The 21999-nt window shown below is 68.2% G+C and carries 23 protein-coding genes and 2 pseudogenes; 16 read left to right on the top strand and 9 right to left on the bottom strand.

The window, feature by feature from the left end; all coding sequences use genetic code 11:
- Nucleotides 1-100 precede the first annotated feature (100 nt).
- Genes JRG78_RS06835 through JRG78_RS06825 form a run of 3 tightly spaced genes read right to left on the bottom strand, consistent with a single transcriptional unit; the run spans nucleotide 101 to nucleotide 2264 of the window.
- The gene (locus tag JRG78_RS06835) at nucleotides 101-871 is read right to left on the bottom strand and encodes a glycerophosphodiester phosphodiesterase family protein (protein ID WP_259605983.1); all 771 of its coding nucleotides are present in this window, start codon (nucleotides 869-871) and stop codon (nucleotides 101-103) included.
- Nucleotides 868-1794 (bottom strand): SPFH domain-containing protein, encoded by a 927-nt coding sequence (locus JRG78_RS06830; protein ID WP_259605982.1) that lies wholly within the window; start codon nucleotides 1792-1794, stop codon nucleotides 868-870. The genes JRG78_RS06835 and JRG78_RS06830 overlap by 4 nt, the downstream gene beginning before the upstream one ends.
- Nucleotides 1795-1802: 8 nt before the next feature.
- The gene (locus JRG78_RS06825; protein WP_259605981.1) at nucleotides 1803-2264 is read right to left on the bottom strand and encodes an NfeD family protein; all 462 of its coding nucleotides are present in this window, start codon (nucleotides 2262-2264) and stop codon (nucleotides 1803-1805) included.
- Between the two features lie 113 nt (nucleotides 2265-2377).
- On the opposite strand from JRG78_RS06825, the gene JRG78_RS06820 reads away from it, so the two are divergent.
- On the top strand, nucleotides 2378-3142 hold the full coding sequence (locus JRG78_RS06820; RefSeq protein WP_259605980.1) for an SDR family oxidoreductase: 765 nt from the start codon (nucleotides 2378-2380) through the stop codon (nucleotides 3140-3142).
- A gap of 24 nt (nucleotides 3143-3166) precedes the next feature.
- On the opposite strand, the gene JRG78_RS06815 is transcribed toward JRG78_RS06820, so the two are convergent.
- Nucleotides 3167-3742, bottom strand: a complete 576-nt coding sequence (locus JRG78_RS06815; protein WP_259605979.1) for an HdeD family acid-resistance protein — start codon at nucleotides 3740-3742, stop codon at nucleotides 3167-3169.
- Between the two features lie 93 nt (nucleotides 3743-3835).
- Here JRG78_RS06815 and JRG78_RS06810 point away from each other — a divergent pair.
- Together JRG78_RS06810 and JRG78_RS06805 are read left to right on the top strand one after the other, a co-directional pair.
- Nucleotides 3836-4090 (top strand): annotated as a pseudogene (locus tag JRG78_RS06810) (helix-turn-helix transcriptional regulator); the annotation flags it as partial.
- Between the two features lie 484 nt (nucleotides 4091-4574).
- Complete coding sequence (locus tag JRG78_RS06805) at nucleotides 4575-5309, top strand: TnsA-like heteromeric transposase endonuclease subunit (protein WP_259605978.1); 735 nt, start codon at nucleotides 4575-4577, stop codon at nucleotides 5307-5309.
- A gap of 398 nt (nucleotides 5310-5707) precedes the next feature.
- On the opposite strand, the gene JRG78_RS06800 is transcribed toward JRG78_RS06805, so the two are convergent.
- Nucleotides 5708-6616, bottom strand: a complete 909-nt coding sequence (locus JRG78_RS06800) for a hypothetical protein (protein ID WP_259605977.1) — start codon at nucleotides 6614-6616, stop codon at nucleotides 5708-5710.
- 103 nt (nucleotides 6617-6719) lie between these two features.
- On the opposite strand from JRG78_RS06800, the gene JRG78_RS06795 reads away from it, so the two are divergent.
- The 10 genes from JRG78_RS06795 to JRG78_RS06750 all read left to right on the top strand — a co-directional run bounded on the left by JRG78_RS06795 (nucleotide 6720) and on the right by JRG78_RS06750 (nucleotide 17109).
- Nucleotides 6720-7367, top strand: a complete 648-nt coding sequence (locus JRG78_RS06795; protein WP_272653224.1) for a Mu transposase C-terminal domain-containing protein — start codon at nucleotides 6720-6722, stop codon at nucleotides 7365-7367.
- On the top strand, nucleotides 7354-8346 hold the full coding sequence (locus tag JRG78_RS06790; protein WP_259605975.1) for an ATP-binding protein: 993 nt from the start codon (nucleotides 7354-7356) through the stop codon (nucleotides 8344-8346). Before JRG78_RS06795 ends, JRG78_RS06790 begins: the two co-directional genes overlap by 14 nt.
- Nucleotides 8347-8348: 2 nt before the next feature.
- The gene (locus JRG78_RS06785) at nucleotides 8349-8615 is read left to right on the top strand and encodes a TniQ family protein (protein WP_259605974.1); all 267 of its coding nucleotides are present in this window, start codon (nucleotides 8349-8351) and stop codon (nucleotides 8613-8615) included.
- Nucleotides 8616-8806: 191 nt separating this feature from the next.
- Nucleotides 8807-9862 carry an IS110 family transposase gene (locus JRG78_RS06780; RefSeq protein ID WP_432806392.1) on the top strand — a complete coding sequence of 352 codons (1056 nt, stop codon included), beginning with the start codon at nucleotides 8807-8809 and terminating at the stop codon, nucleotides 9860-9862.
- A gap of 125 nt (nucleotides 9863-9987) precedes the next feature.
- A complete protein-coding gene (locus tag JRG78_RS06775; RefSeq protein WP_259605973.1) occupies nucleotides 9988-10683 on the top strand; it encodes a hypothetical protein in 696 nt (231 codons plus the stop codon).
- Between the two features lie 324 nt (nucleotides 10684-11007).
- Nucleotides 11008-11655 carry a hypothetical protein gene (locus JRG78_RS06770; RefSeq protein WP_259605972.1) on the top strand — a complete coding sequence of 216 codons (648 nt, stop codon included), beginning with the start codon at nucleotides 11008-11010 and terminating at the stop codon, nucleotides 11653-11655.
- The gene (locus JRG78_RS06765; RefSeq protein WP_259605971.1) at nucleotides 11648-14956 is read left to right on the top strand and encodes a DEAD/DEAH box helicase; all 3309 of its coding nucleotides are present in this window, start codon (nucleotides 11648-11650) and stop codon (nucleotides 14954-14956) included. The genes JRG78_RS06770 and JRG78_RS06765 overlap by 8 nt, the downstream gene beginning before the upstream one ends.
- Before the next feature lie 2 nt (nucleotides 14957-14958).
- Nucleotides 14959-15993 (top strand): Eco57I restriction-modification methylase domain-containing protein, encoded by a 1035-nt coding sequence (locus JRG78_RS06760; protein ID WP_259605970.1) that lies wholly within the window; start codon nucleotides 14959-14961, stop codon nucleotides 15991-15993.
- A 59-nt stretch (nucleotides 15994-16052) separates the two neighbouring features.
- Complete coding sequence (locus tag JRG78_RS06755) at nucleotides 16053-16889, top strand: hypothetical protein (RefSeq protein WP_259605969.1); 837 nt, start codon at nucleotides 16053-16055, stop codon at nucleotides 16887-16889.
- A complete protein-coding gene (locus JRG78_RS06750) occupies nucleotides 16876-17109 on the top strand; it encodes a helix-turn-helix transcriptional regulator (protein ID WP_336297673.1) in 234 nt (77 codons plus the stop codon). Before JRG78_RS06755 ends, JRG78_RS06750 begins: the two co-directional genes overlap by 14 nt.
- A gap of 10 nt (nucleotides 17110-17119) precedes the next feature.
- Here the strand turns inward: JRG78_RS06750 and JRG78_RS06745 are convergent, their stop codons facing one another.
- Complete coding sequence (locus JRG78_RS06745; RefSeq protein ID WP_259605967.1) at nucleotides 17120-17377, bottom strand: helix-turn-helix domain-containing protein; 258 nt, start codon at nucleotides 17375-17377, stop codon at nucleotides 17120-17122.
- Between the two features lie 255 nt (nucleotides 17378-17632).
- On the opposite strand from JRG78_RS06745, the gene JRG78_RS06740 reads away from it, so the two are divergent.
- Both JRG78_RS06740 and JRG78_RS06735 read left to right on the top strand, forming a co-directional pair.
- Nucleotides 17633-17899, top strand: a complete 267-nt coding sequence (locus JRG78_RS06740; protein ID WP_259605966.1) for a hypothetical protein — start codon at nucleotides 17633-17635, stop codon at nucleotides 17897-17899.
- Nucleotides 17896-18996 carry a zeta toxin family protein gene (locus tag JRG78_RS06735; protein WP_259605965.1) on the top strand — a complete coding sequence of 367 codons (1101 nt, stop codon included), beginning with the start codon at nucleotides 17896-17898 and terminating at the stop codon, nucleotides 18994-18996. The genes JRG78_RS06740 and JRG78_RS06735 overlap by 4 nt, the downstream gene beginning before the upstream one ends.
- Before the next feature lie 164 nt (nucleotides 18997-19160).
- Here JRG78_RS06735 and JRG78_RS06730 read toward each other — a convergent pair whose 3' ends face one another.
- From JRG78_RS06730 to JRG78_RS12700, 3 genes and pseudogenes are all read right to left on the bottom strand, one after another.
- Nucleotides 19161-19439 carry a hypothetical protein gene (locus tag JRG78_RS06730; RefSeq protein ID WP_259605964.1) on the bottom strand — a complete coding sequence of 93 codons (279 nt, stop codon included), beginning with the start codon at nucleotides 19437-19439 and terminating at the stop codon, nucleotides 19161-19163.
- 579 nt (nucleotides 19440-20018) lie between these two features.
- Complete coding sequence (locus JRG78_RS12705) at nucleotides 20019-20336, bottom strand: diacylglycerol kinase family protein (protein ID WP_432806450.1); 318 nt, start codon at nucleotides 20334-20336, stop codon at nucleotides 20019-20021.
- A 152-nt stretch (nucleotides 20337-20488) separates the two neighbouring features.
- Nucleotides 20489-20956, bottom strand: a pseudogene (locus JRG78_RS12700) (phosphatase PAP2 family protein); the annotation flags it as partial.
- A 193-nt stretch (nucleotides 20957-21149) separates the two neighbouring features.
- Here JRG78_RS12700 and JRG78_RS06720 point away from each other — a divergent pair.
- The gene (locus JRG78_RS06720) at nucleotides 21150-21995 is read left to right on the top strand and encodes an alpha/beta fold hydrolase (RefSeq protein ID WP_259605962.1); all 846 of its coding nucleotides are present in this window, start codon (nucleotides 21150-21152) and stop codon (nucleotides 21993-21995) included.
- Nucleotides 21996-21999: the final 4 nt, after the last annotated feature.

Here is a 21999-nt window from a genome sequence, read left to right as displayed (position 1 = left end):
GCTGTCAGGTATAACGCTCGCGTCTGTGCGCTTCATCCACGTCCGCGAGAACAGCGAGGGATTCACAGGGGAATCCCAGCACGGCGTCCCCGGCGGCAGGTCAGCCGCCGCCGAGGGTGCGCAGCGCGAGGTCCGTGCGGTCGGTGACGATCCCGTCCGCGCCGGCCGCGACGAGACGCCGCATCTCGTCGGGATCGTCGACGGTCCAGACGTGCACCTCGATGCCCCGGCGATGCGCGGCGCGGACCAGTGCCGGCGTGAACACGGTCACCCCGCGGTGGCGCACCGGGATCTGTACGGCGTCGATCCCGCTCAGCGTGGGGGAGAGGCGGATCGCCGAGGCCGCGCGCAGGCCGGCGATGGTGGTGCGCCCGGCCGAGGCGGCGGGCCGCTGAGCGGCGCCCGCGCGGAGAGCGGATGCCACCGCCGCCCGGCGCCGGCGATCCGAGAAGCTGGTCACCAGCACGCGATCGGTGTGGTCGGCGATCAGCGCGCCGAGCGGGGCGGCCGCGGCATCCGTCTTCACATCGATGTTGAACCGGAGGTCGGGGAAGGCGTCCAGGGCGTCGGCGACGGTGAGCAGCCCGCCGTGCGGGGCCAGCATCCGCTCGAGGTCACGGGTGCGCACCTGGGAGACCGGATGCGGGTCCCCGGCGAGCCGCCGCAGCGTGTCGTCGTGGAACAGGACCACGTCCCCGTCGGCCGTGACCCGGCAGTCGGTCTCCACGAACTCCGCCCCGACGGCATGCGCACCGGCTACGGCCGCCGCGGTGTTCTCCCACACGCCGGAGTCCCCGCCCTCCGCGGAGATGAACCCGCGGTGGGCGAGGACCCGGGGATGCCGTGCGCCGGCGAAGTAGGGGTGCGTCACGCGCCGGGCGGTGTGGGCGAGCCCGGGCCCTGGCGCGGAGTGAAGGCGGTGCCGATGTTCTTCAGCGCCTCGGTCAGCTCGCTGGGGATGATCCACATCTTGCTGGACGGGCTCTCGCTGATCTTCGGCAGCATCTGCAGGTACTGGTAGGCGAGGAGCTTGTCGTCCGGCTGTCCGACGTGGATCGCGTTGAACACGTTCTGGATCGCCTCCGCCTCACCCTGCGCGCGCAGCACGGCGGCCTGCTTCTCGCCCTCGGCCTTGAGGATCGCGGCCTGCCGCTGCCCCTCCGCCTCGAGGATCTGCGACTGCTTGGATCCCTCGGCGGTGAGGATCGCGGCGCGCCGGTCGCGCTCGGCGCGCATCTGCTTCTCCATCGAGTCCTGGATCGAGGCGGGCGGGTCGATCGCCTTCAGCTCGACGCGGGAGACGCGGATGCCCCACTTCCCGGTCGCCTCGTCGAGGACGACGCGCAGCTGGCCGTTGATGTTGTCGCGGCTGGTGAGCGCCTCTTCGAGGTTGAGGCCGCCGACCACGTTGCGCAGCGTCGTGGTGGTCAGCTGCTCGACGGCGCCCAGGTAGTTGGCGATCTCGTAGGTCGCGGCACGGGCGTCCGTGACCTGGAAGTACACGACCGTGTCGATCGAGACGACGAGGTTGTCCTCGGTGATCACCGGCTGCGGCGGGAAGGACACCACCTGCTCGCGCATATCGATCAGCGGACGCAGCCGGTCGATGAACGGCACCAGGATGTTCAGGCCCGGGTTGAGCGTCTTGTGGTAGCGGCCCAGCCGCTCCACGATGCCGGCGGTGGCCTGCGGGATGATCCGGATCGAGCGTGCGACGGTCACCACCACGAAGATGATGACCGCGAGGGCGAGGATCCACCCGATCGCGGTGGGGATGAACGAGGCGTCGTCCATGGCTTCTCCTATTCGGACAGGGGGCGCACGACGGCGGTGGCGCCGTTGATCTCGGTCACGGCGACGCGGCTGCCCTTCGGGATCGGCGCACCGTCCGCGCTGCGCGCGGTCCAGGTGTCGCCGTTGCTGAGCTTGACCTGGCCGGTGATCCGGGTGATGTCCAGCAGCGCGACGCCGGGCAGTCCGATCAGCGCCTCCACGTTGGACTTGGTCGGATCCTCGCCGCGGTGCAGCCGCCGCAGCAGCGGCGGACGCAGGAAGAGGATGAAGAGGGCGGCAGCCGCGGCGGCGACGATCAGCTGCGCCCACAGCGGCAGACCGGCCACGCCGCTGACGAGCCCCGCGGCGCTGCCGAGCGAGAGCATCAGGAAGGTGAAGTCGAGGCTGAGCATCTCGATCACCAGGAACACCGCGATCAGGACCAGCCAGCCGATCCACGCCCACTGCTCGATGACCTGCATGACGTCCATGCGCCCCTCCCTGCGGTCAACCTATCACGCGGCACGATCCGGGTCCCGGGCGGCCGCGTTGGTAGGGTGGGGGAGCGCGATCGCGCGATCCGGCCGTGTACAAGGAGTCAGCTGTGACCGACGTTCTTCCCGCAGGATCCCTCGAGGGCAAGGTGGCGCTCGTCACCGGATCGTCCCGGGGCATCGGCGCCGACACCGTGCGCTACTTCGCCGAGGCCGGCGCCGACGTCGTCATCAACTACCGCAACAAGGCTCCGCGTGCCGAGAAGCTGGCGCAGCAGCTGCGCGAGCTCGGCCGCCGGGTGCTGGTCGTGGGGGCGGACCTCACCGACCCGGCATCCGTCGACGCCATGTTCGAGGCGGTGCGCGAGGAGTTCGGCCGGCTGGACATCCTCGTCCTGAACGCCTCCGGCGGCATGGAGTCCGGCATGGCCGAGGACTACGCGCTGAAGCTCAACCGCGACGCCCAGCTCGGGGTGCTGAACGCCGCGCTGCCGCTGCTCGGCGACGGGTCGCGCGTGGTGTTCGTGACCAGCCACCAGGCGCACTTCATCCGCACCACGCCCACCATGCCGGAGTACGAGCCGGTCGCGAAGTCCAAGCGCGCCGGTGAGGACGCGCTGCGCGAGCTCATCCCGTCGCTGGCGGAGAAGGGGATCGGCTTCACCGTCGTCTCCGGCGACATGATCGAGGGCACCATCACCGCCACGCTGCTCGAGCGTGCCAATCCGGGCGCGATCGCCTCGCGGCGGGAGTCGGCGGGCAAGCTCTACAACGTGTCGGAGTTCGCCGCGGAGGTGGCGCGGGCCGCCGTCGAGCCGGTGCCCGAGGACAACACCCGGCTCGTCGGCGACACGTCGGACTTCATCCCGGAGTGAGCGCCGCAGCGGTCGGCGTGCGCGTCAGCCCTCGGCGACCGCGGATGCGGCCCGGCCGATCATCACGGCGCGCACGATCTGCGTGACGCCCAGGACCAGCAGCGCCGCACCGAGGAAGATCCACAGCACCGCGGCCGCGAACAGCGGCGAGAGCAGCACGACGACGCCCGCCGCGATGCTGAGCAGCGCGTAGATCAGCGTCCACGCCTTCGAACCGTCCATGCCCATCAGGCTCAGCGCGACGACGCCGTCCACGATCCAGCTCGCGCCGATGAAGATCACCGTCACCAGGGCGAGCGCGACCGTCGCAGCCGGCAGGTTCGCGTAGGCGAGCGCGCCGGCGAGGATGTAGAGCAGGCCGAGCAGGATGTGGCCGATGCGGGCCCAGCCGCCCTCCTGCCGGGAGAAGATGCCCAGTCCGAGGTAGATCAGGCCGCCGACGATGAGGTAGGCGGCGACGATGCCGGTGACGATCACCGCGGATTTGGCCGGCCAGATGAGCAGGACGAGGCCGGCGAGCGCGGCGAGGACGCCGGAGAGGAGGAGGAAGAGCCGCACAGATCGCGCGAAGCTTGCGATTCCCGAGGTGAGGTCGGACATCGGGGATCCTTTCTGGGAGGCGTGTGCTCAGTCTAGGCCGGGCACCGGCGGGATGGGGGAGCGGGGGCGGCGCGTGCCCGATGGCTGGCCTACGTCGAGTCGCTGGCCCGCGACGTGCACATGTCGTCGGGGCATCTCAGCCGCCGGTTCCGGTAGGCGTTCGGCGAGTCGCCCTACTCGTACCTGATGACGCGGCGCATCGAGCGCGCCATGGCGCTGCTGCGCCGCGGGGACCTGTCCGTGACCGAGGTGTGCTTCGCGGTGGGGTTCTCCTCGCTCGGCACCTTCAGCACGCGGTTCACCGAGCTCGTCGGCGTCCCGCCGAGTGTCTTCCGTCGGGCGGGCCAGCGGGAACGAAGGAGGAACTCCAGCCGCTCGCGCGAGAGGTCGGTCAGCAGGGACGACATTGCATCTCCTTCCGGCTTCGCGGGCCATAGCTTGTGGCATCACAGGGATGCCCTCAAGCTATCGAGTTATCGGATTCGGATTCCTCAGCAGTCAGCAGGGACGAGCTTGTGCGCGAGTTCGTGGACATCGAGTCGATGAAACCGTTAGAGCTGCGTAACTCCGGCCGACTTGGCACGAACAGCCGATAATGCACATTATGTCAGTACTCAAGGATTGTTCCGCGCTCAGAGTCCTCCCCTGATACGAGTGTCCAGTGTCATCGAACCTTGGACAATCTCACGCACTTGAGACCTGTCCCATCGAAGATGACAGTGATCTCAGAAAGATGAGAGCAGCGAACCCGGCGAACGCTCAGCAAGTTCCGACACGCCAGACGTAGTACTAGTGATACGCTTCGTGTGCCGCCTCACACGAAGGACGCGTCATGGACCTCTTCTCCCCCTGGGACGCTGCAGCGACCGACGTCGAAGAGGCCTGCCGTGTGGAGTTCGAGTTCGACGGTGTGCGGCTCGAGCGCGATGCGTCGGACGTCTTCGCCGTCCCCTTCGAGCGCTGCACGCCGGTGCGGTCCTTCCCGAGCTGGCCGCACAAGCGGCACTACTCCGGTCACCAGTGGATGCAGCGGCTCGGCCTCCACGTCCCGTTCGAGTCGCTCGCCGAGCGCACCTGTCTCATCGAGCTCGACCGCTCGCCCGTTCTGGCAGGCATCGCGAGCCAGCCGATGTGGCTCTCGTGGCCGCGCCTGGGCGCTCGGCACGCTCCGGACTTCTTCGTACGTCTGTCGGACGGTGCGGGTCTGGTGATCGACGTGCGCCCGCACGAGCGCATCGACGGTCGCGCACGTGAGCAGTTCGACCGCACCGCTCGGATGTGCACGGCGCTCGGTCTGCGCTACAGCGTGTACTCCCCTGTCTCTTCGGTGCGCGACGCGAACCTGCGGTTCCTCATGCGCTATCGCGACCCGGTGTGGCACGACCCGCGCGCCGTCCTGGCACTGCCGCCCGGTGAACACCTTCTCGACGAGGTGGCCCGGGCGCTCAATCACCTCGAGAACCCCCTCGCCACCTGCTATGCGCTGATCTGGCACGGCGATCTGCTCGCTGATCTCGACACGCCGCTGTCTCTGCGTACGCGCCTGACGCTCCCGGAGTCCGCATGATCGCCACGGCAGGCACCCAGATCTCCTGGGCGAGCACGACATACACCGTCATCGCGGTCTCGGCGCTCGAGGTGCTCCTGCGCGACGCCGATGGCGCAGAGCTGCGCGTCTCGCTCGAGGAGCTCAATCGCACGGGGAGCCCGGCGACGCCTTCGAGAGCAATGGTGCCGATAGACGCGTCGACCGATGACGCGCTCCCCCGTGAGGTCTCTGTGTGGCAGGCCTCGCTTGAGCGAATCGTCGGTACAGACGACGCTGACCCCGTCGAGGTGCGAGTCTCCCGAGAGCAGGCCACGCTCCAACGGGCGCTCGGCCGCACCGTGGGCCGGAGCACGATCTTCCGCAAGCTCGCGCTCTACCGCGAGGAGGGCATCGCAGGTCTGCTCGACAAGCGCCGGTCACGCGCGACGACGAGCTCCGTCGATCCGCGTGTCGTCGAGGTCCTCGGCGAGGTGCTCGCGTCTCGCGCGAAGAGCTCCACCGTCAGCCGCGCGGTCCTCATCGCGGACATCTCCCGGCGGGTGCGCGACCGCTACGGCGACGAGGTGGCGGTGCCGAGCCGCTCCACGCTCTACCGGCTGATCGACGCCGAGGACCGTGGCCGCCACTCCTTCGGCTCCGCCAAGACCCGCGAGACGCTCTCGCTTCAGCCGGGGCGCGATTTCGTCGGCCGGATCGCCCTGCGGCCTGGCGAGCAGGTGCAGATCGACTCGACGCCGCTGGACGTCATGGTCCGGATCGACGACCAGACCATCGGCCGGCCCGACCTGACGATCATGGTCGACGTCGCCACCCGATCGGTGCTCGCGGCGGTGCTGCGCCCGGAGTCGACCAAGAGCATGGACCTCGTCGTCGTGCTCGCGCGTGCGCTCGTGCCCTACGCCCGTCGCCCCGAGGGTGCACGGGAGACCCGACGGCTGATCTCGACCGCGTGGGCCGAAGAGGCACTGGTCGAACAGGAGCGCTACGAGCGTCTGCGGGACGCTCAGCCGTTCATCTTCCCTGAGACGATCACGACCGACCGGGGCAAGAACTACCTGTCCGCCCACTTCCGTTCGGCCTGCCAGACGCTCGGCATCTCGCTCATCACCTCGGCTCCGCACACCCCGACCGACAAGCCGCACGTCGAGCGCACCTTCGAGTCGATCGCCTCCCTGTTCCTGCAGCATGTGCGCGGCTACGTCGGCCGTAGCGTCGAGTACCGCGGCAAGGACGTCGAGGCACAGTCGGCGACGCTGCTCACCATCGCGCAGATGCAGGAGCTGCTCGAGGACTGGATCGCCGTCGAGTGGCAGAACCGCAGCCACGACAGCCTCCGCGACCCGCTTCACCCGACGATCACACTCTCGCCCAACGAGATGTGCCGGGCGTTCCGTCAGGTCGCACCCGAGCTGCACGTACCGCTCACACGTGACGACTTCATCGGGCTGCTGCCGGTTGATGCACCGGCGCATCAACCGCTACGGCGTGACGATCAACCACCGGGTCTACGACTCCGCGCGGCTGGCCGAGTTCCGCCGTCGGCACTCGCCGTCCAAGCTTCAGGACGGCCGCTGGCCGGTGCGCGTCGACCCCTACAATCTCTACACCGTCTGGCTCGACCTCGGCGACGAGTACGTCCCGCTGGCATGGACCAACCGTGGGCTCGACGCCCCGATGCTCGGCGACGTGTGGCGTCATGCCCGCGACGCCTACCGCGCCGACGACGGGCAGGTACGTGCCGAGGCCGCCGAGCTGACGACGACGATGAAGCGCTTCGCCGCCGCCGGCAACGCTGTCGTGAGCCCTCGTCAGGCAGCGCGCGTCAAGGCCGTCGCCGCCGACCCGATGAACCCGACCAGCTTGCTCGAGACCACCTGGCCGGAGGTCCTGCCGGCACCCGAGCTGCCGCGCCCAGCGACGACGACCACGGACAACAGCGATGCCGGCACCGATACGGGCAGCGACACCGGCGAAGCATGGCCGCACCGGGGCGGTTTCACGTTCGTGGCCGACGACGACACCGACGACGTGGACATCCACAGCGAGGACTGGAGCGTGCAACATGGAGATCGGTAGCAAGGAAGGCTGGCGCGCGCTCGTCGACGCACGGGTGGAACGTCCCGAACGCCTCTCGCTCGCGCAGTTCTCGGCCCTGATGGCCGAAGAGCGCGCGGCCTACAACGACGCGCGGATCCGGTACTCCCAGGCCGGGGCGTTCATCAACACACCGCAGCTGCGCGAGGTCAAGCGCGCCGTGCACGAGCGCATGCTCATCAACGCCCACCGCACCGTCGGCAAGCTCGGCGTGATCCTCTCGGGCGAGCCGGGTCAGGGCAAGACCACCACCCTCATGCAGATCGGCAAGGAGCACGAGCTGCGCCGCCGTACGACAGGGCACCCGGCGGGTGCGCCGGGGAAGATCCCCGTCGTCTACGTCGCCGTCCCTGCCCAGTGCACGGCCAAGGAGCTCCTGCACGAGTTCACGCGGTTCCTCGCGCTGCCGAGCCCCAAGGGTGCGACCTACGGGCGGCTGGTCGAGATGGTCGCCCACGCCCTGCGGGAGTGCGGCACGGAGCTCGTCCTCGTGGACGACGTCCACCACCTCGACCTGCGCTACCGGCAGAACGTCGAGGCATCCGACATGCTCAAGCAGCTCTCCGAGCGTTGCGGCGGCACCTTCGTCTACGCCGGGATCGCTGTCGAGGACACCGGGCTGCTCTCGGGTTCCCGAGAGGGCCAGATCCGCAAGCGCTTCGCTCTCCACCACGCCGAGCCGTACCGGATCGGCCGCAAGGACGAGCGCGCCGACTGGGGCGACCTGCTGCTCGCTCTCGAGGACTCCATGTGCCTGCTCGAGCAGCCGCAGGGCAAGATCCTCGACGTCGCGCGTGAGCTCCACGCCCTTTCCGGCGGCGAGATCGGGCTGCTCAAGGACACCCTGCAGCTGGCTGCCATCCGGGCGATCGAGTCGGAGACCGAGAAGCTCGATCAGCGATCGCTCACGCAGGCGGCAAAGGCGCTCGGTGCAGGGGCACAGCTCGTCGGGAGCAGGTGACCGTGCTCCGTGCGCTGCCGGTGCCGGTCCCTCCCTTCCCTCGCGAGACGCCGGACAGCTACGCCATCCGGCTGTGCCGTCGCAACGGGCTGTCCTGGGCAGAACTGTGGCATCTCGTCGAGCGCGCCGACCCGCGTTCCCGCAGGGTCTCGAACGGCATCTTCTCCCGAGTCCCAGACGTGCTGTGCCGCCTCGGCGGTCTCGAGCCCCGCGATCATCCGCAACTGACAGTGATGATGGTGGTGGGAGCCCCGCAGCGGTTGTCCTGACTCAGCGACTGACTGACTACGGGTCTTGAACGCGATCTGTCGTTCGATCGCTGCGGGGCTGCCATGCACTCACCGTGCGAGGGTTGTGACCTCATAGGAGCCTGTGCCAGCAGGCACCCATCACTGTCTTGTCCGCTCGCTCTCGGATGGTGCGTGCCGTCCGATCGGAGAGTTGAGAGGAAGGGACGGCGATGACCACCATCGCACGAGAAGAGCAGCAGGACCAGGTCATGATCGTGGCGGGTATCGACACGCATGGCGATTCCCACACCGCGGCGGTCATCGACACCACCGGCCGGCTGCTCGGGAGCGCGCAGTTCCCCGCGAATCGTTCCGGTTATGCCGCGTTGCTGAGTTGGGCGTGTGCGTTCGGTGTGCTCGTGATCGCGGGGATCGAGGGCACCGGCGCATACGGTGCCGGTCTTGCCCGTCACCTGCGCGCTGCGGGTGTCGAGCTGCGGGAAGTGGACCGACCGGACCGGAAGTCGCGGCGCTTTGCCGGTAAGTCCGACCCGCTGGACGCGGAAGCTGCCGCCCGGGCAGCGTTGGCAGGCACACGATCGGGGATCCCGAAGGACCGAGCAGGGAAGGTGGAAGCGCTCCGCAATCTGCGGATCGCCAGGCGCAGCGCCGTGACCCAGCGCGCCGACTGTCAACGCCGGATGAAGGCGATCATCGTCACCGCACCCGACGCGCTCCGCGAACGGTTGCGGGGGCTGTCAGACCGGGAGCTGATCGAGGTATGTGCCGCTGCACGTCCCGACACCACACGCGCCGACGAACCCGAGCAGGCATCGAAGATCGCGCTGCGCGCTCTCGCACGCCGCCACCAGTCGCTGACCGCCGAGATCGCCGAACTCGACGCACTCATCGACCCTCTCGTCGCGGACATCAACCCGCGGCTGCTCGCCCTCAACGGGGTCGGCGCCGATGTCGCCGGGCAACTGCTCGTCACCGCTGGCGAGAACCCCGGCCGGCTCCGTTCCGAAGCCGCATTCGCGATGCTCTGCGGCGTCGCGCCCATCCCCGCCTCATCAGGCAAAACCCACCGACACCGCCTCAACCGCGGCGGCGACCGCCACGCGAACGCCGCGCTCTACCGCATCGTGCTCTGCCGGCTCCGCTGGGATCCCAGAACCCGCGCTTACGCCGCCCGACGCACCACCGAGGGCCTCTCGAAGAAGGACATCATCCGCTGCCTCAAACGCCTCATCGCCCGCGAGATCTACACCGCCCTCACCACTTGACATCCATAGGAGCATCGAGACGGTGGACATGCAGCGCGCACTGCGTCGAGCGGCTCGCGCTGTGCGGACGCGGCCATGGCCACGCCGGTGCGACGTTCCTGTGCCGGCGGTGCAGCCACGGCGAGGTGGTCGAGGTGCTCGACGCGCGCAGCCCCGTCTGCGTCCGGCACCGGCGCTGGTGCGCTGACGGTCATGACATCGACGTCGCTGCGTTCCCGGATCTGCTGCACGCCGGGCGGATGCTCGGCGGCACGATGCGCCTCTCCGAGCTCACGATCTCGTCCCCCGAGGCGCGCTTCCTGCGCGGCATGCTCTATGGCTGGCAGGACCGTGGCGACCGCACCGCGCGCACTGAAGTCTCGCTCGCGCGGCAGATGGCCGACCTGCCCGTCCTCGTGAGCGGCATGCTGCTGCTGGCCTCCGAGGACTTCTTGCGACTGGTCGAGTGCGGCCCCGTAGGACTCGCCGCAGGCACCGCTCACGTCCGCGCCTTCTTGCGCCGCGAGCTCGCAGCGCCCGCTCATACACGGCTACGCGAGAAGCTGCACGCCGAGCTCGGTCTCGAGCCGGAGAGCGATGACAACGACATCGACGCGCGGCTCTCCGAAGAGCTCGACGGCAACCTCTGGGACCGCTGGTACGGCGACGTCCCCGGCCTGCAACGCATGCAGATCCTCGAGAAGCTCAGCCGCACCGAGCTTGCCGTCTGTCGTGGCGAAGCGGAACCTGCTGGGCCACGTCGCACACCCGACAGCATGGAGCGATGGTCGGCGGTCGCCCGCCGTTCTCCTGCTGCCTATCCGACCTGGTACCGCTGGTGAAGATCGTGACGGGGGAAGACCCGCCGGGCGGCGACGCAGGAATGTCCGAGGTACCCGATAAACACGTTCTGGGAGGTACATATGCCTGACAGGCAGGCGCGCACGATGTAAGGTTTCTGATACAAGCACACGACTCGCCACCCCTGACGAAGAGGTTCCATGACCCCGACCGCACTCGCGACGGCTCCGCCGGTCACTGCGCCCGCGTTCGAGCCGCGCAGCATCGACGGCACCTTCGTCACGCCCGAGGCACCTGCGAGGGGTGCTCTCCCCTTGCCGGGTGGCGCACCCGTCTCGTTCACCTCCTACCGACGGAAGATCGCTATGAGCAACCCTGACGCTGACCGCCTCTTCGTGAAGTCGCGGCACCGCGTCAAGACCTACGGCGAGGTGTTCACGCCGCGCTCGATGGTCGATCAGATGCTCGACCTGGTCAGCGAGGACCTCGAGAGCGGAGACGGGTTCGTCGACAAGACCTTTCTCGAGCCCGCTGCAGGTGACGGCAACTTCCTCGTCGCGATCCTGCAACGCAAGCTCGCTGCGATCGAGGAGCGGCTAGATCCTTCGACCTGGCCCCGAGAGTCGCTGTTCGCGCTCGCGTCGATCTACGCGATCGAGCTGCTCGAAGACAACCACCAGGACGCGCAGGCTGCGCTGGTGAGCGAGTTCGTGAAGTTCCACGCCTCGCACGGCACGCCGTGCTCGCCGCGAACCGACCTCTACCGCGCGGCGCTGTTCCTCGTCAAGACCAACATCCTGCGAGGCAACACCCTGACGGGCAAGACGCCCGACGGCGACGAGATCGAGTTCTCCTGGTGGACCCGCCAGTCGGACGACCCTTCGCTGGTCAGGAGAGAGCCGTTCACCTTCAACTCGCTGCGCGAGGACGGGGCCTTCGACTTCACCGTGTACGCCTCCTACGAGCCGTGCCCGGTCCACCACGTTCACAAGAAAGCGAACGCAGATGCCTAACCCCACAATCAGCACGTTCCGGGAGATCACCCCGCAGATCTACTCGTGGAGCACGCCCGACCTGCCCAAGTACGCCGGCTGGGAGAAGATCGGCTACACCGAGCAGGCCGGCGGCGCACAAGCACGCATCGCCCAGCAGGCCTCGCAGCTGTCGATCGACAAGAAGATCGAGTGGGTGTTCAAGGCCACATACATGACGCCCGACGGCGGGCGGTTCACCGACCACGACTTCCACGCCTTCCTCAAGCAGCAGGGCATCGAGCGCGAACACGTCTCCGGGCCCGGGGGCCGCACCACGCGGACCGAGTGGCACCGCTTCGAAGGCGCTCCGAAGACCTCGAAGCAGTACTTCTTCGACTTCGCCTCGGGCAGCTTCGAGATCGACCTCTCGGGCATCGAGCAGGACTACGAGCTGCGCCCCGAGCAGAAGGCGGCCGTCTCTCAGGCGCTCGGGGCGTTCCAGGGCGGCAAGGCCGAGGTGCTGTGGAACGCGAAGCCGCGCTTCGGCAAGACCCTCACGACCTACGACCTCATGCGCAAGCTCGACGCGCGCCGCGTGCTGATCGTGACGAACCGACCGGCGATCGCGCACTCGTGGCTCGACGACTTCCTGCGCTTCATCGGGCACCAGACGACCTACCGGTTCGTCTCCGAGTCACCGTCGCTCAACGGCCGCCCGACGATGACGAGGCAGCAGTGGCTCTCCTACTCGCGGGAACAGATCGACCAGGATCCGCGCATCGTCGAGTTCCTCTCGCTGCAGGACCTCAAGGGCTCGACGTACTTCGGCGGGAGCTTCGACAAGCTCAAGCACATCGCGCAGTTCGACTGGGACCTGCTCGTCATCGACGAGGCGCACGAGGGTGTCGACACGACGAAGACCGACGTCGCCTTCGACCAGATCACCCGCAAGTGGACGCTGCACCTGTCCGGCACGCCGTTCAAGGCGCTCGCGTCGGGCCGTTTCGACCAGGACCAGATCTTCAACTGGACCTACGCGGACGAGCAGACCGCGCGTGCGGAGTGGGACGACCCGAGCCAGGATAACCCCTACGAGGCTCTCCCCACGCTGAACCTGTTCACCTATCAGGTCTCCCGGATGATCAGCGACCGTCTGGCCGAGGGCGTGGCGATCGCCGAGGACGACGCGAACATCGACTACGCCTTCGATCTCGGTGAGTTCTTCCGCACGAAGGACAACGGGTACTTCGAGCACGAGGCCGACGTGCAGGCCTTCCTCAACCGGCTGTCCGTGAACGAGAAGTACCCGTTCTCGACCCCGGAGCTGCGCGACGAGATCCGGCACTCGTTCTGGCTGCTCGACCGCGTGGCCTCGGCGAAGGCCCTGCAGCGGATGCTGAAGAAGCACCCGGTGTTCAAGGAGTACACCGTCGTCCTGGCCGCCGGTGACGGGCGCAGCACCGAGGACGACAGCAACCTCGAGGTCTCGAAGGCGTCCCTGACGAAGGTCCGCGAGGCCATCGCCGAGGCCGAGAAGACCGGAGGAAAGACGATCACCCTCTCGGTCGGCCAGCTCACCACGGGCGTGACCGTCCCCGAGTGGACAGCGGTCGTCATGCTCTCCAACGTGACCTCGCCGGCCCTTTACATGCAGGCGGCGTTCCGGGCGCAGAACCCGTGCACCTTCGAGCGCGACGGCAAGGTGCTCCAGAAGAAGAACGCCTACATCTTCGACTTCGCTCCCGAGCGCACCCTCACGATCTTCGACGAGTTCGCGAACAACCTTCACCCGAACCCCTCGGGTGACACCGCCGTGCGCCAGCAGAACATCCGCACCCTGCTGAACTTCTTCCCCGTCATCGGTGAGGACGCCGAGGGGCGGATGGTCGAGCTCGACGCCTCCCAGGTGCTCACCTTCCCGAAGGTGTTCAAGGCCCGCGAGGTCGTGCGCCGCGGGTTCCTGTCGAACCTGCTGTTCGCGAACGTCGCCGGGATCTTCCGCTACTCCGAGCACGTGAAGAAGATCCTCGACAAACTCCCGACCGCTGAGCAGGGCAAGCTCAAGAAGAAGGAGCTCGACCTGCCCGAGCCGCTGCCGAACGTCGATCGGGACGGCAACGCCGAGGTCGACCTCGAGACGGTCATCAACCCCAAGGTCGCCGAGCTCGGCGTACCGGTGTGGAGCGTCGAGGAGATCCCGACGACGGACCCCCAGGCTCCTGCGGCCGAGGTGGCGAGGAAGCTCGCGAAGCTTGCTACAGAGAAGACGCGCGAGACCCGTGACAAGCTCCAGGCCGAGTACGGGCTGACGAAGAAGCAGGTCGAGCGCGACGAGAAGGCCACCGAGGCTGAGGTCGTGCGCAGGTACGAACGTGCGCGCGTCGAGCACGAGATCGCCTCGAAGCACCTCGCCGACGAGCTGGCCGAAGCCGCCACCGAGGCCGACGCTGCTGTGATCGCCGTGAAGAAGGCCGAGCAGGAGAGGGCCTTCCACGAGAACGTCGCCAAGATTCTCATGGAGACGACCGAGTCGATGACCCAGGCCATCGTCGAGCGCGAGGAGAAGAAGAAGGAGCAGAAGCGCGCCGACCAGACCATGGACGACGCGCGCTCGCACCTGCGCGGCTTCGCCCGCACAATCCCGATGTTCCTCATGGCCTACAGCGACCGGAACATCCGTCTGGCGAACTTCGACAACTACCCACCCGACGACGTGTTCGAGGAGATCACCGGCATCAGCGTGGCGGAGTTCCGCGTGCTGCGCGACGGCCAGGAGGTCACCGAGGCGGACGGTACGGTCACGAAGATCCCCGGCCTCTTCGACGAGGCCGTGTTCGACCAGTCGATCCAGGAGTTCCTCGACAAGAAGGAAGCCCTCGCCGACTACTTCGACGACGCGCAGACGGAGAACATCTTCGCCTACATCCCGCAGCAGAAGACCTCGCTCGTCTTCACGCCGCAGCCGGTCGTCAAGCAGATGGTCGACATCCTCGAGACCGAGAACCCCGGCATCTTCACGGATCCCGAGAAGACCTTCGCCGACCTGTTCTCTACCGCCGGTCTGTTCCTCATGGAGCTCGTGCGGCGTCTCGACACCGGCCTGGCCGATCGGATCCCGGATCAGGGCGAGCGGCTCAAGCACATCCTCACCTCGCAGCTGTTCGAGATGAGCCACAACAAGATCCTCCACGAGATCAGTCTCGAGGCGGTCTCCGGCGGGGTGCCCGAGCGCAAGCGCTGGCTCAAGGAGTCCGGCCACTTCAGGGTCGGCAACCTCGCGAAGATGACCAGCGAACAGCGCGCCCAGACGATCGACGACATGCTGACGGAAGGCAACTGATCATGGGTAAGAAGTTCGATGTCGTGATCGGCAACCCTCCCTACCAGGAGGAGGCGCAGGGCGAAGGTACTCGTGACACGCCGGTCTACCACCAGTTCATGGACGCGGCGTACGAGGTCGCCAGCAAGGCCGTGCTCATCACACCGGCCCGCTTCCTCTTCAACGCCGGGTTCACCCCGAAGGCGTGGAACGAGAAGATGCTCGCGGACCGCCACCTGAGCGTTCCGTACTACGTGCCCAACAGCAACGATCTGTTTCCGGGGACCGACATCAAGGGTGGGATCGCAGTTACCTACTGGGACGAAGAGCGTGACGACGAGCCGATCGACACGTTCACCAGCTACCCCGAGCTCAACGAGATCATGCACAAGGTCAACGCTGCTCACGATGCATCGATTGCGCCGTCAGTGTCGAGCGGGCGCGCATATGCCTATACGGAACTCATGCACAACGAGAACCCCCAGGCTTCAGGCCTCATGTCGTCGGACGCTCAGTACCGTGTGAGTACCAACACCTTCGAACAGCTGCCGTTCCTGTACTTCGAAACAATGCCCGACGACGGTCACGAATACGGCCAGGTCCTGGGGCTCGTGAAGAACAAGCGGTTCTCCCGCTGGATCCGTCGGGACTATCTCCGTGGCCCTAAGAGCTTCGACAAGTTCAAGGTGGCGCTCCCGGCCGCCAACGGCTCTGGCGCTCTGGGGGAATCCCTGTCTTCGCCCGATGTGATCGGGCCCGAAGTTGCAGTCACCCAGAGTTTCATCACGATCGGGGCGTTTGATGACGAGGCTGACGCTAAGGCGTGTCTCAAATACGTGAAGACGAAGTTTGCTCGCGCCATGCTCGGCATCCTGAAGATCACACAGCACAACCCGGCGAAGGTCTGGAAGCACGTCCCACTCCAGGACTTCACGGAGGCATCGGATATCGACTGGAGCAAGTCGATCCCCGAGATCGACCAGCAGCTGTACGCGAAGTACGGCCTCGACCAGGCCGAGATCGACTTCATCGAGTCGCACGTGAAGCCGATGTCCTGACGGGTCGGGATTCCGCGTCCGTACCGAAGGTCCGAGCTGGCTGAGAGGCGTCATCTGACATGGCCAAGAAGAAGTTCTCCACCAAGGAGTGGCAGCGCAAGATGTGCGACGACACGCTTCGTGCGCGCACCCTGGAGTGGTTTGTCTTCCGCGCGCGCCGTGTCGAGACCCACTCGTTGCTCACGAACCGCGATCTGCCTGTACCTCGCTGGATGGCGGGCGGACTGTCTCTCCGCCCTGCTGCTGACGGATCCTTCTCTCTACACGCCGATCTCCCGCCCGAAGAGGCGTTCGAGTCTCTCGCCGCGCGCTGCCGTCCGTTCATGATGGAACGTGACGACCTGTACCTCGAGAAGGTGCTTGCTGCACTCGAAGTCGAACTGCAGTCGTCGACCGAGCACCCCGATCCCGAGTACGCGGAAGTGTTCTCGAACGCCAGGTCGCAGTGGAAGCAGCTCGATCCGAAGTCGGGCGCGACGCTCGGGTTCTCGATGCAACGTGGTTCGGTCGACGGCGATCTGGGCGCGATGATTCCCGATACGAAGCTTGCCGATGCGTGGCTCTACTGCGACTTCGGCCACGGCGACACCGATGTGACCGAGCGTGTCGGCGATCATGACCTGGACGACCGATACCTGGCTGCGTCCTACCTCGTCATGAACCTGGCACGCATCGTCGTCGCCCTGTTGCAGATCATGCGCAAGTGGCATGCGCGCGGTCTCGTCGCTGTGCGCAGCGACGCTTTCGACGTCCGCCTTCTCGCGCGACCGAACCGCACGATCGGCACCGGGGGAAAACTCTACACAGCCCCTGTCGGTACCGATCCTGACGCTTTCCTCGCTCAGATCGACGCGGTCGCGACAACAGATCAGAAGGCTGCCGATGCCAAGCCCTGACAGGTCCATGCCGGAGATCGCTCACCGCATCCGCGAAGCTCGCAACGCTCGTCGGTGGTCTCAGAACGACCTTGCGGAAGCAGCTCACGTCTCGCGACCGTCCATCGCTCGGATCGAGGCCGGCGAGGACGTGAGCACAGCGACTCTCTCCAAGGTCGCAGACGCTCTGGGGCTGGCGCTCCGTCTCGCCCCCACAGAGGAACAGGCCGAGCGCGAGTGACCCGCCTCGGTCAGGCCTCCTGCTGCTGCTCGGCCACGGCGAGCTGAACGCCGTCGAGCAACACGCTCGGGTCGATCTCGAGCGCGGCCGCGATGCGCAGCAGCGAGCCGATGTTCATGAGCGAGCGGCCGTTCTCGTAGAAGCTGATATTCGCCGCGCTCACGCCCGAGCGGCGGCTCAGCTCCGCAGCGGTCATGCCCAGCTCGTTGCGCCTCGCGACGATCCGCGAGCCGACCAGGGCGGCGACAGGTGAAGCGACTCGGGCCATGTCATCATGCTCTCACAGCCGGGTGCCCTGTCCAGGAGCACGAGGTCAACGCCTCGGTCATCGCGCTGCCGGCTGTCGATCGGCTCCACCGAACACATCAGCCCACGTTGGACACTGTCATCTTCGATGAGACATACTCGCGCTCGATACATACCGAGCACCCGCATGATCCTGCGGGTCTCGCGTCTCACGAGATGTCAGGATCGCTGAGAAGGGACACCACGTATGCTGGAGAAGTAGACGGAAGGGGATCTCATGACTAAGACGGCAGTCGCCCCCGAGATCGTGGATTTCGACCCGATGGTCTACGACATCATGCGCGAGACCGCGACCGAGCTTGGCGGCGAGTACGTCTGGCTCTCTCGTCACGCGGCGACCGCGACGGAGCGCGAGGCGGCGAAGGCCGCTGACGTCGCCCTGTGGCAGGACGTGAACAGCGTGCGCGGTTCCGACCTGGCGACGATCAAGGCGAAGACCGACGAGTACCGGTCGCGCCTGCGCGAGCTGCGCGCGACTGCGTGAGCTGGAGGGACGATCTCAGCGCGGACGAGCTGCGCGAGATCTTCGATCGCGACATTGCGCCCACGCTGACCGCAGCCGGCGCCGCCGAGCTGCACCCCTCCGTGGTGTTCGTCGGCGCCCAGCCAGGAGCGGGCAAGTCCCGCGCGATCGCGGACGTGCACAGCGAGCGGCCCGGTGCGGTTCCCGTCATCGGTGACGACTTCCGGAGATTCCATCCCGACTATCGGGATCTGATGCGCACCGACCCGCTCGCGATGCCGCACGTCACCGCGCAGGCCTCCGGCGCGTGGGTCGGCATGGCCGCCGACTACCTCCGCGCCGAACGCCGCAGCGTCATCCTGGAGACGACGATGCGACAGCTGCCGGTGGTCGAGTCCACCGCGGCCGCGTTCCGTGCGCAGGGCTATCGAGTCGAGGCGCACGTGCTCGCCGTCCCTGGCGCCGTCTCCGCCCTCGGCACCGTGAGCCGCTACCTCGGGGAGGCCGCCGGCAACGATCAGAACCGGTGGACGCCCTCAGCGGCGCACGAGGCCGCCTACGAGGCCATGCCCGTCACCGTGGAGCAGCTGGTGGCCCGTGGGCTCGTCGACCGGATCACGGTCACCACGCGCACGCAGCGCGTCCTCTACGACCGCACCGTGACGACCGACGTCGCCCAGACCGCGGCCGCCGATGCGCGCCGCGCGATCGAGGCCGGCCGCAGCGCCTCCGCGATGACCAGTCGCGACGGCCGCGCGTGGGTGCGTGAGTTCGTTCTGGCGGCCGCCCGAGTCTCACGCCTCCCCCACGTGGCCGAAGATCTCCACGAGACGATGCGGCGCCTGGCGGCCGCATCCGGCGAGATCATCCGGCACACGCACGAGCCGGCCCAGCGCACCGCAGCTCGGGAAAGCGTGGCGGCCGCCCAGATCCCCGCTGCATCGTCCGGTAGGTCGACGAGCAAGGATCATGCGCGCTGGTGGGGCGTCGACGTCGACCACGGTCCCAAGCGCACGCGCGGCGATCTCGCCGCCCGCAGCGCCAAGGACGCCGAGGCAACGACCATCGCGCACGACGTCGCCAAGAGGCGCGATCGCGGGCGCGGTCTGGACCGCTGACCCCGCCCTGTCCGCACCCTACAAACCCCAGTGCCCTCCCCGCGATCGCGAGGAGGGCACTTTGTGGGTTTCGCTGCGTGAGCTCCGCCGGCATCTTGTCGGAAGGTCACAGCCGAGCAGCTGGTCGTGGCGCTGTGTGAATCCTCCAATCCGCTGATCGTGGATCAGCCGAGCACATATTGGTCCACCGCGGCGTCGATCTCCTCGAACTCGGGGCGCTCCTCGGGCGGCTCCACCGGCCCCGTAGCGACGCGGTGCAAGTACGTGCGGGATAGGCCGAGCAGTTCGCCGGCCTCTCGCGTCGAATACCCCGCGTCGAGGAGTTCTTGCAGGGCGAGCGCGTGGAGGCGCTGCCGCTCCTTCGTCTGATGCACCCGCAGCTGCGCCAGGCGCTCCCGAACGATCCGAGCGCGGGTGATGACGTCGTGGTCGTAGACAGACACCGTTGTCCTCTCCTGGATCAGTTCGAGGGCTGGAAGCGCGTCACACCCCACGCAGCGGAGGGGTCGTCGCGGCGCAGCTCGATCGTGTACTCCCCGACCGACGTGGGGACGTACACGACCGCGTAGACGTCCGTCGACGTCGGCGCGGCCTCTGCACCATCCTGAATCGTCATGGCCGGGATACGGGACGGCTGCACAGTGCTGTACGCCTCGATCGTGGCCAGGCGGGCGCGCCAGGGCACGCGATCGAGCACGGCGGATGCCCGGACGCCGAAGGCCAGGGCGACGAGTCCTCGCAGGCGCGGCATCCGACCGCGAGCGTGCAGGACGCGCACGTCGAGCACCGCGTCGTCGAGGCGCCGGCGCTGCAGCGGCACCATCGACACCGAGGAGTTCTCCCCCGCCGCGACCGCCACCGACCATACCTTCGCCGTCCGGCCGTCGACGCGCACATCGATCGTGTCGGCCCCCGCCAGCACCTTGATCGCGGCGATCAGCGCCGCGACGGGCTTGCCGAGATGGTTCTCCATCGCCTCCCGCTCGGCGACGAAGTCGGGATACACGCCGACGGTGCCGCATTCAGCACCGTGAGCGGCTGCTGCCCGTCGATGGTGAGCTCGGCGACATCCACCCGCCGACCGGATCCCGCCCGCAGCGCCTCGATCCCGTCCGCAGCGCCTCGATCCCGTCCTCGATCGTGGGCACCCCGGCCGTGCGCGCGAAATGGTTGAACGTGCCGCCCGGAAGCACGAGCAGCGGCAGGCCCACGCGACGCGCGGCATCCGCCACCGCCGCCACCGAACCGTCACCGCCCCACACGCCGAGGACGCGGGGCGGTGAGGAGGACGCGACGGCGTCGCGGACGAGCGCGGCGATGTCGTCCCCCTCCTCCAGCACGTGGACGCGGGCGGCGGGCGCCTCCGCCGACAGGAAGTCGACCGGGTCCGGCCGCAGCGGGCGAGGGCGGGCAGCGCGATCTCCGGCGCCGAGGGCTCGGTGTCGACACGAGGCGGCGCCGGCACGAGCATCCGTCCGCCGACCGCGACGGCCGAGCCGAGCGCCACTCCCCCGATCACGTCCGAGAGCCAGTGCGCCCCGGTGTGCAGCCGCGAGTAGGCCACCGCCGCGCCCAGCGGCGCCAGGACGGCGCCGCTGGGCGGCGACTCCAGGGCGACGCCGGTGACGAAGGCCGCGGCCGAGGCGGAATGCCCCGACGGGAAGGACGCCGACGTCGGCATCCGCTTCAGCCTCCGCGGCACCGGGACGTCCTTGAGCAGCGGCCGGTCTCCCCCGAAGATCCGCTTGCCGATGAGGTTCGCGATCGCGCTGCCGACCACGAGCGAGCCGACGCCCCGTACCGCCGCCCTCCGGCGCCTGCCGCCGCTGAGATACAGCACGACCGACAGGGCGATCCACAGCCCGCTGCGGTCGGCGAGGTGGGAAAGGCGTGCCAGAGCGCGGTCGAGCGAGGGCAGGTGCCGGTGGCCGTTGATCGCCGCGGCGGCGCGCGCATCCATGCGGCGCACCCAGCGCGGCAGGATGCGGATGCGGCGCAGCGCCACCAGCGGTCGAGCGAGCATGCCCATCTTCTGAGCGTAGAGTGCCCGCGCCCCGCCGGGGCGGCAACCTGAGCACGTCGGGGTGCTATCGCCTCACGGGCCGCACGTCCACCCCGTCGACCGGCGTCCGCCGCGCCGCCATGATCGGTCCATGCCGACCGTGCGCGACGTGGACCTGCAGGGCCAGAGGTTCCGGGTGTTCTCCTCCCTCCACCCGGAATCCTCGGTCGCCTTCCTGCTCGTGCACGGGATCGGCATCTCCCACCGGCTGTTCTCGCGGCTGCACGGCGTCCTTGCGGCGGAGCACACGGTGCATACCGTCGACCTGCCCGGATTCGGCGGGCTCCCCCGCCCGCCGTGGTCGCCGGACGTGCCGGAGATGTCCCGGCTGCTCGGACAGGCGCTGGACCGGCTCGGTGCCGACCGGCTCGGTGCCGACCGGCTCGGTGCCGGCGGGCTCGGTGCCGGCCGGCTGGTCGCCGTCGGCGACTCCATGGGCACGCAGTGGGTCGTCGAGCTCGGTGTGCAGCGGCCCGATCTCGTCTCGCACGTCGTCGCGATCGGGCCGGTCGTCGACGACCGGCACCGTACGGCCGGCGCTCAGGCGCGGGCGTTGGCACTCGACTGCCTGCGGGAGCCGCCGTCCGCGTACGCGCGCGTCCTCACGGAATACCTGCGTTGCGGACCCCGCTGGTACAGCAGCCAGCTGCGCCACATGCTCAGCTACCCCATCGAGGAGCGCGTCCTGCTGCTCCCCCGCCCGCTGCTGATCCTCCGCGGCGGGCGGGATCCGATCGCGGGACCGGCGTGGTGCGCACGCCTGCAACGGCGCGCGCCGCTCGCCCGGACGTCGGAGATCCCCGGGCATCCGCACCTCGTGCAGCACACCGCGCCGTGGGAGGTCGCCGGCGAGATCGTGCGGTTCGTGCAGGGTATGGCGACCGGCGCCGAGGCCGCGCGGGACGACGCCGCGGTCACGGCCGACGAGGCGCCGTAGCACG

The sequence above is a fragment of the Microbacterium sp. EF45047 genome (assembly GCF_028472845.1).
In the GTDB taxonomy this organism is placed as follows: Bacteria; Actinomycetota; Actinomycetes; order Actinomycetales; family Microbacteriaceae; genus Microbacterium; species Microbacterium neungamense.
Note: the sequence above shows the minus strand (reverse complement) of the source record. Positions and strands in the feature narration are given on the sequence as shown.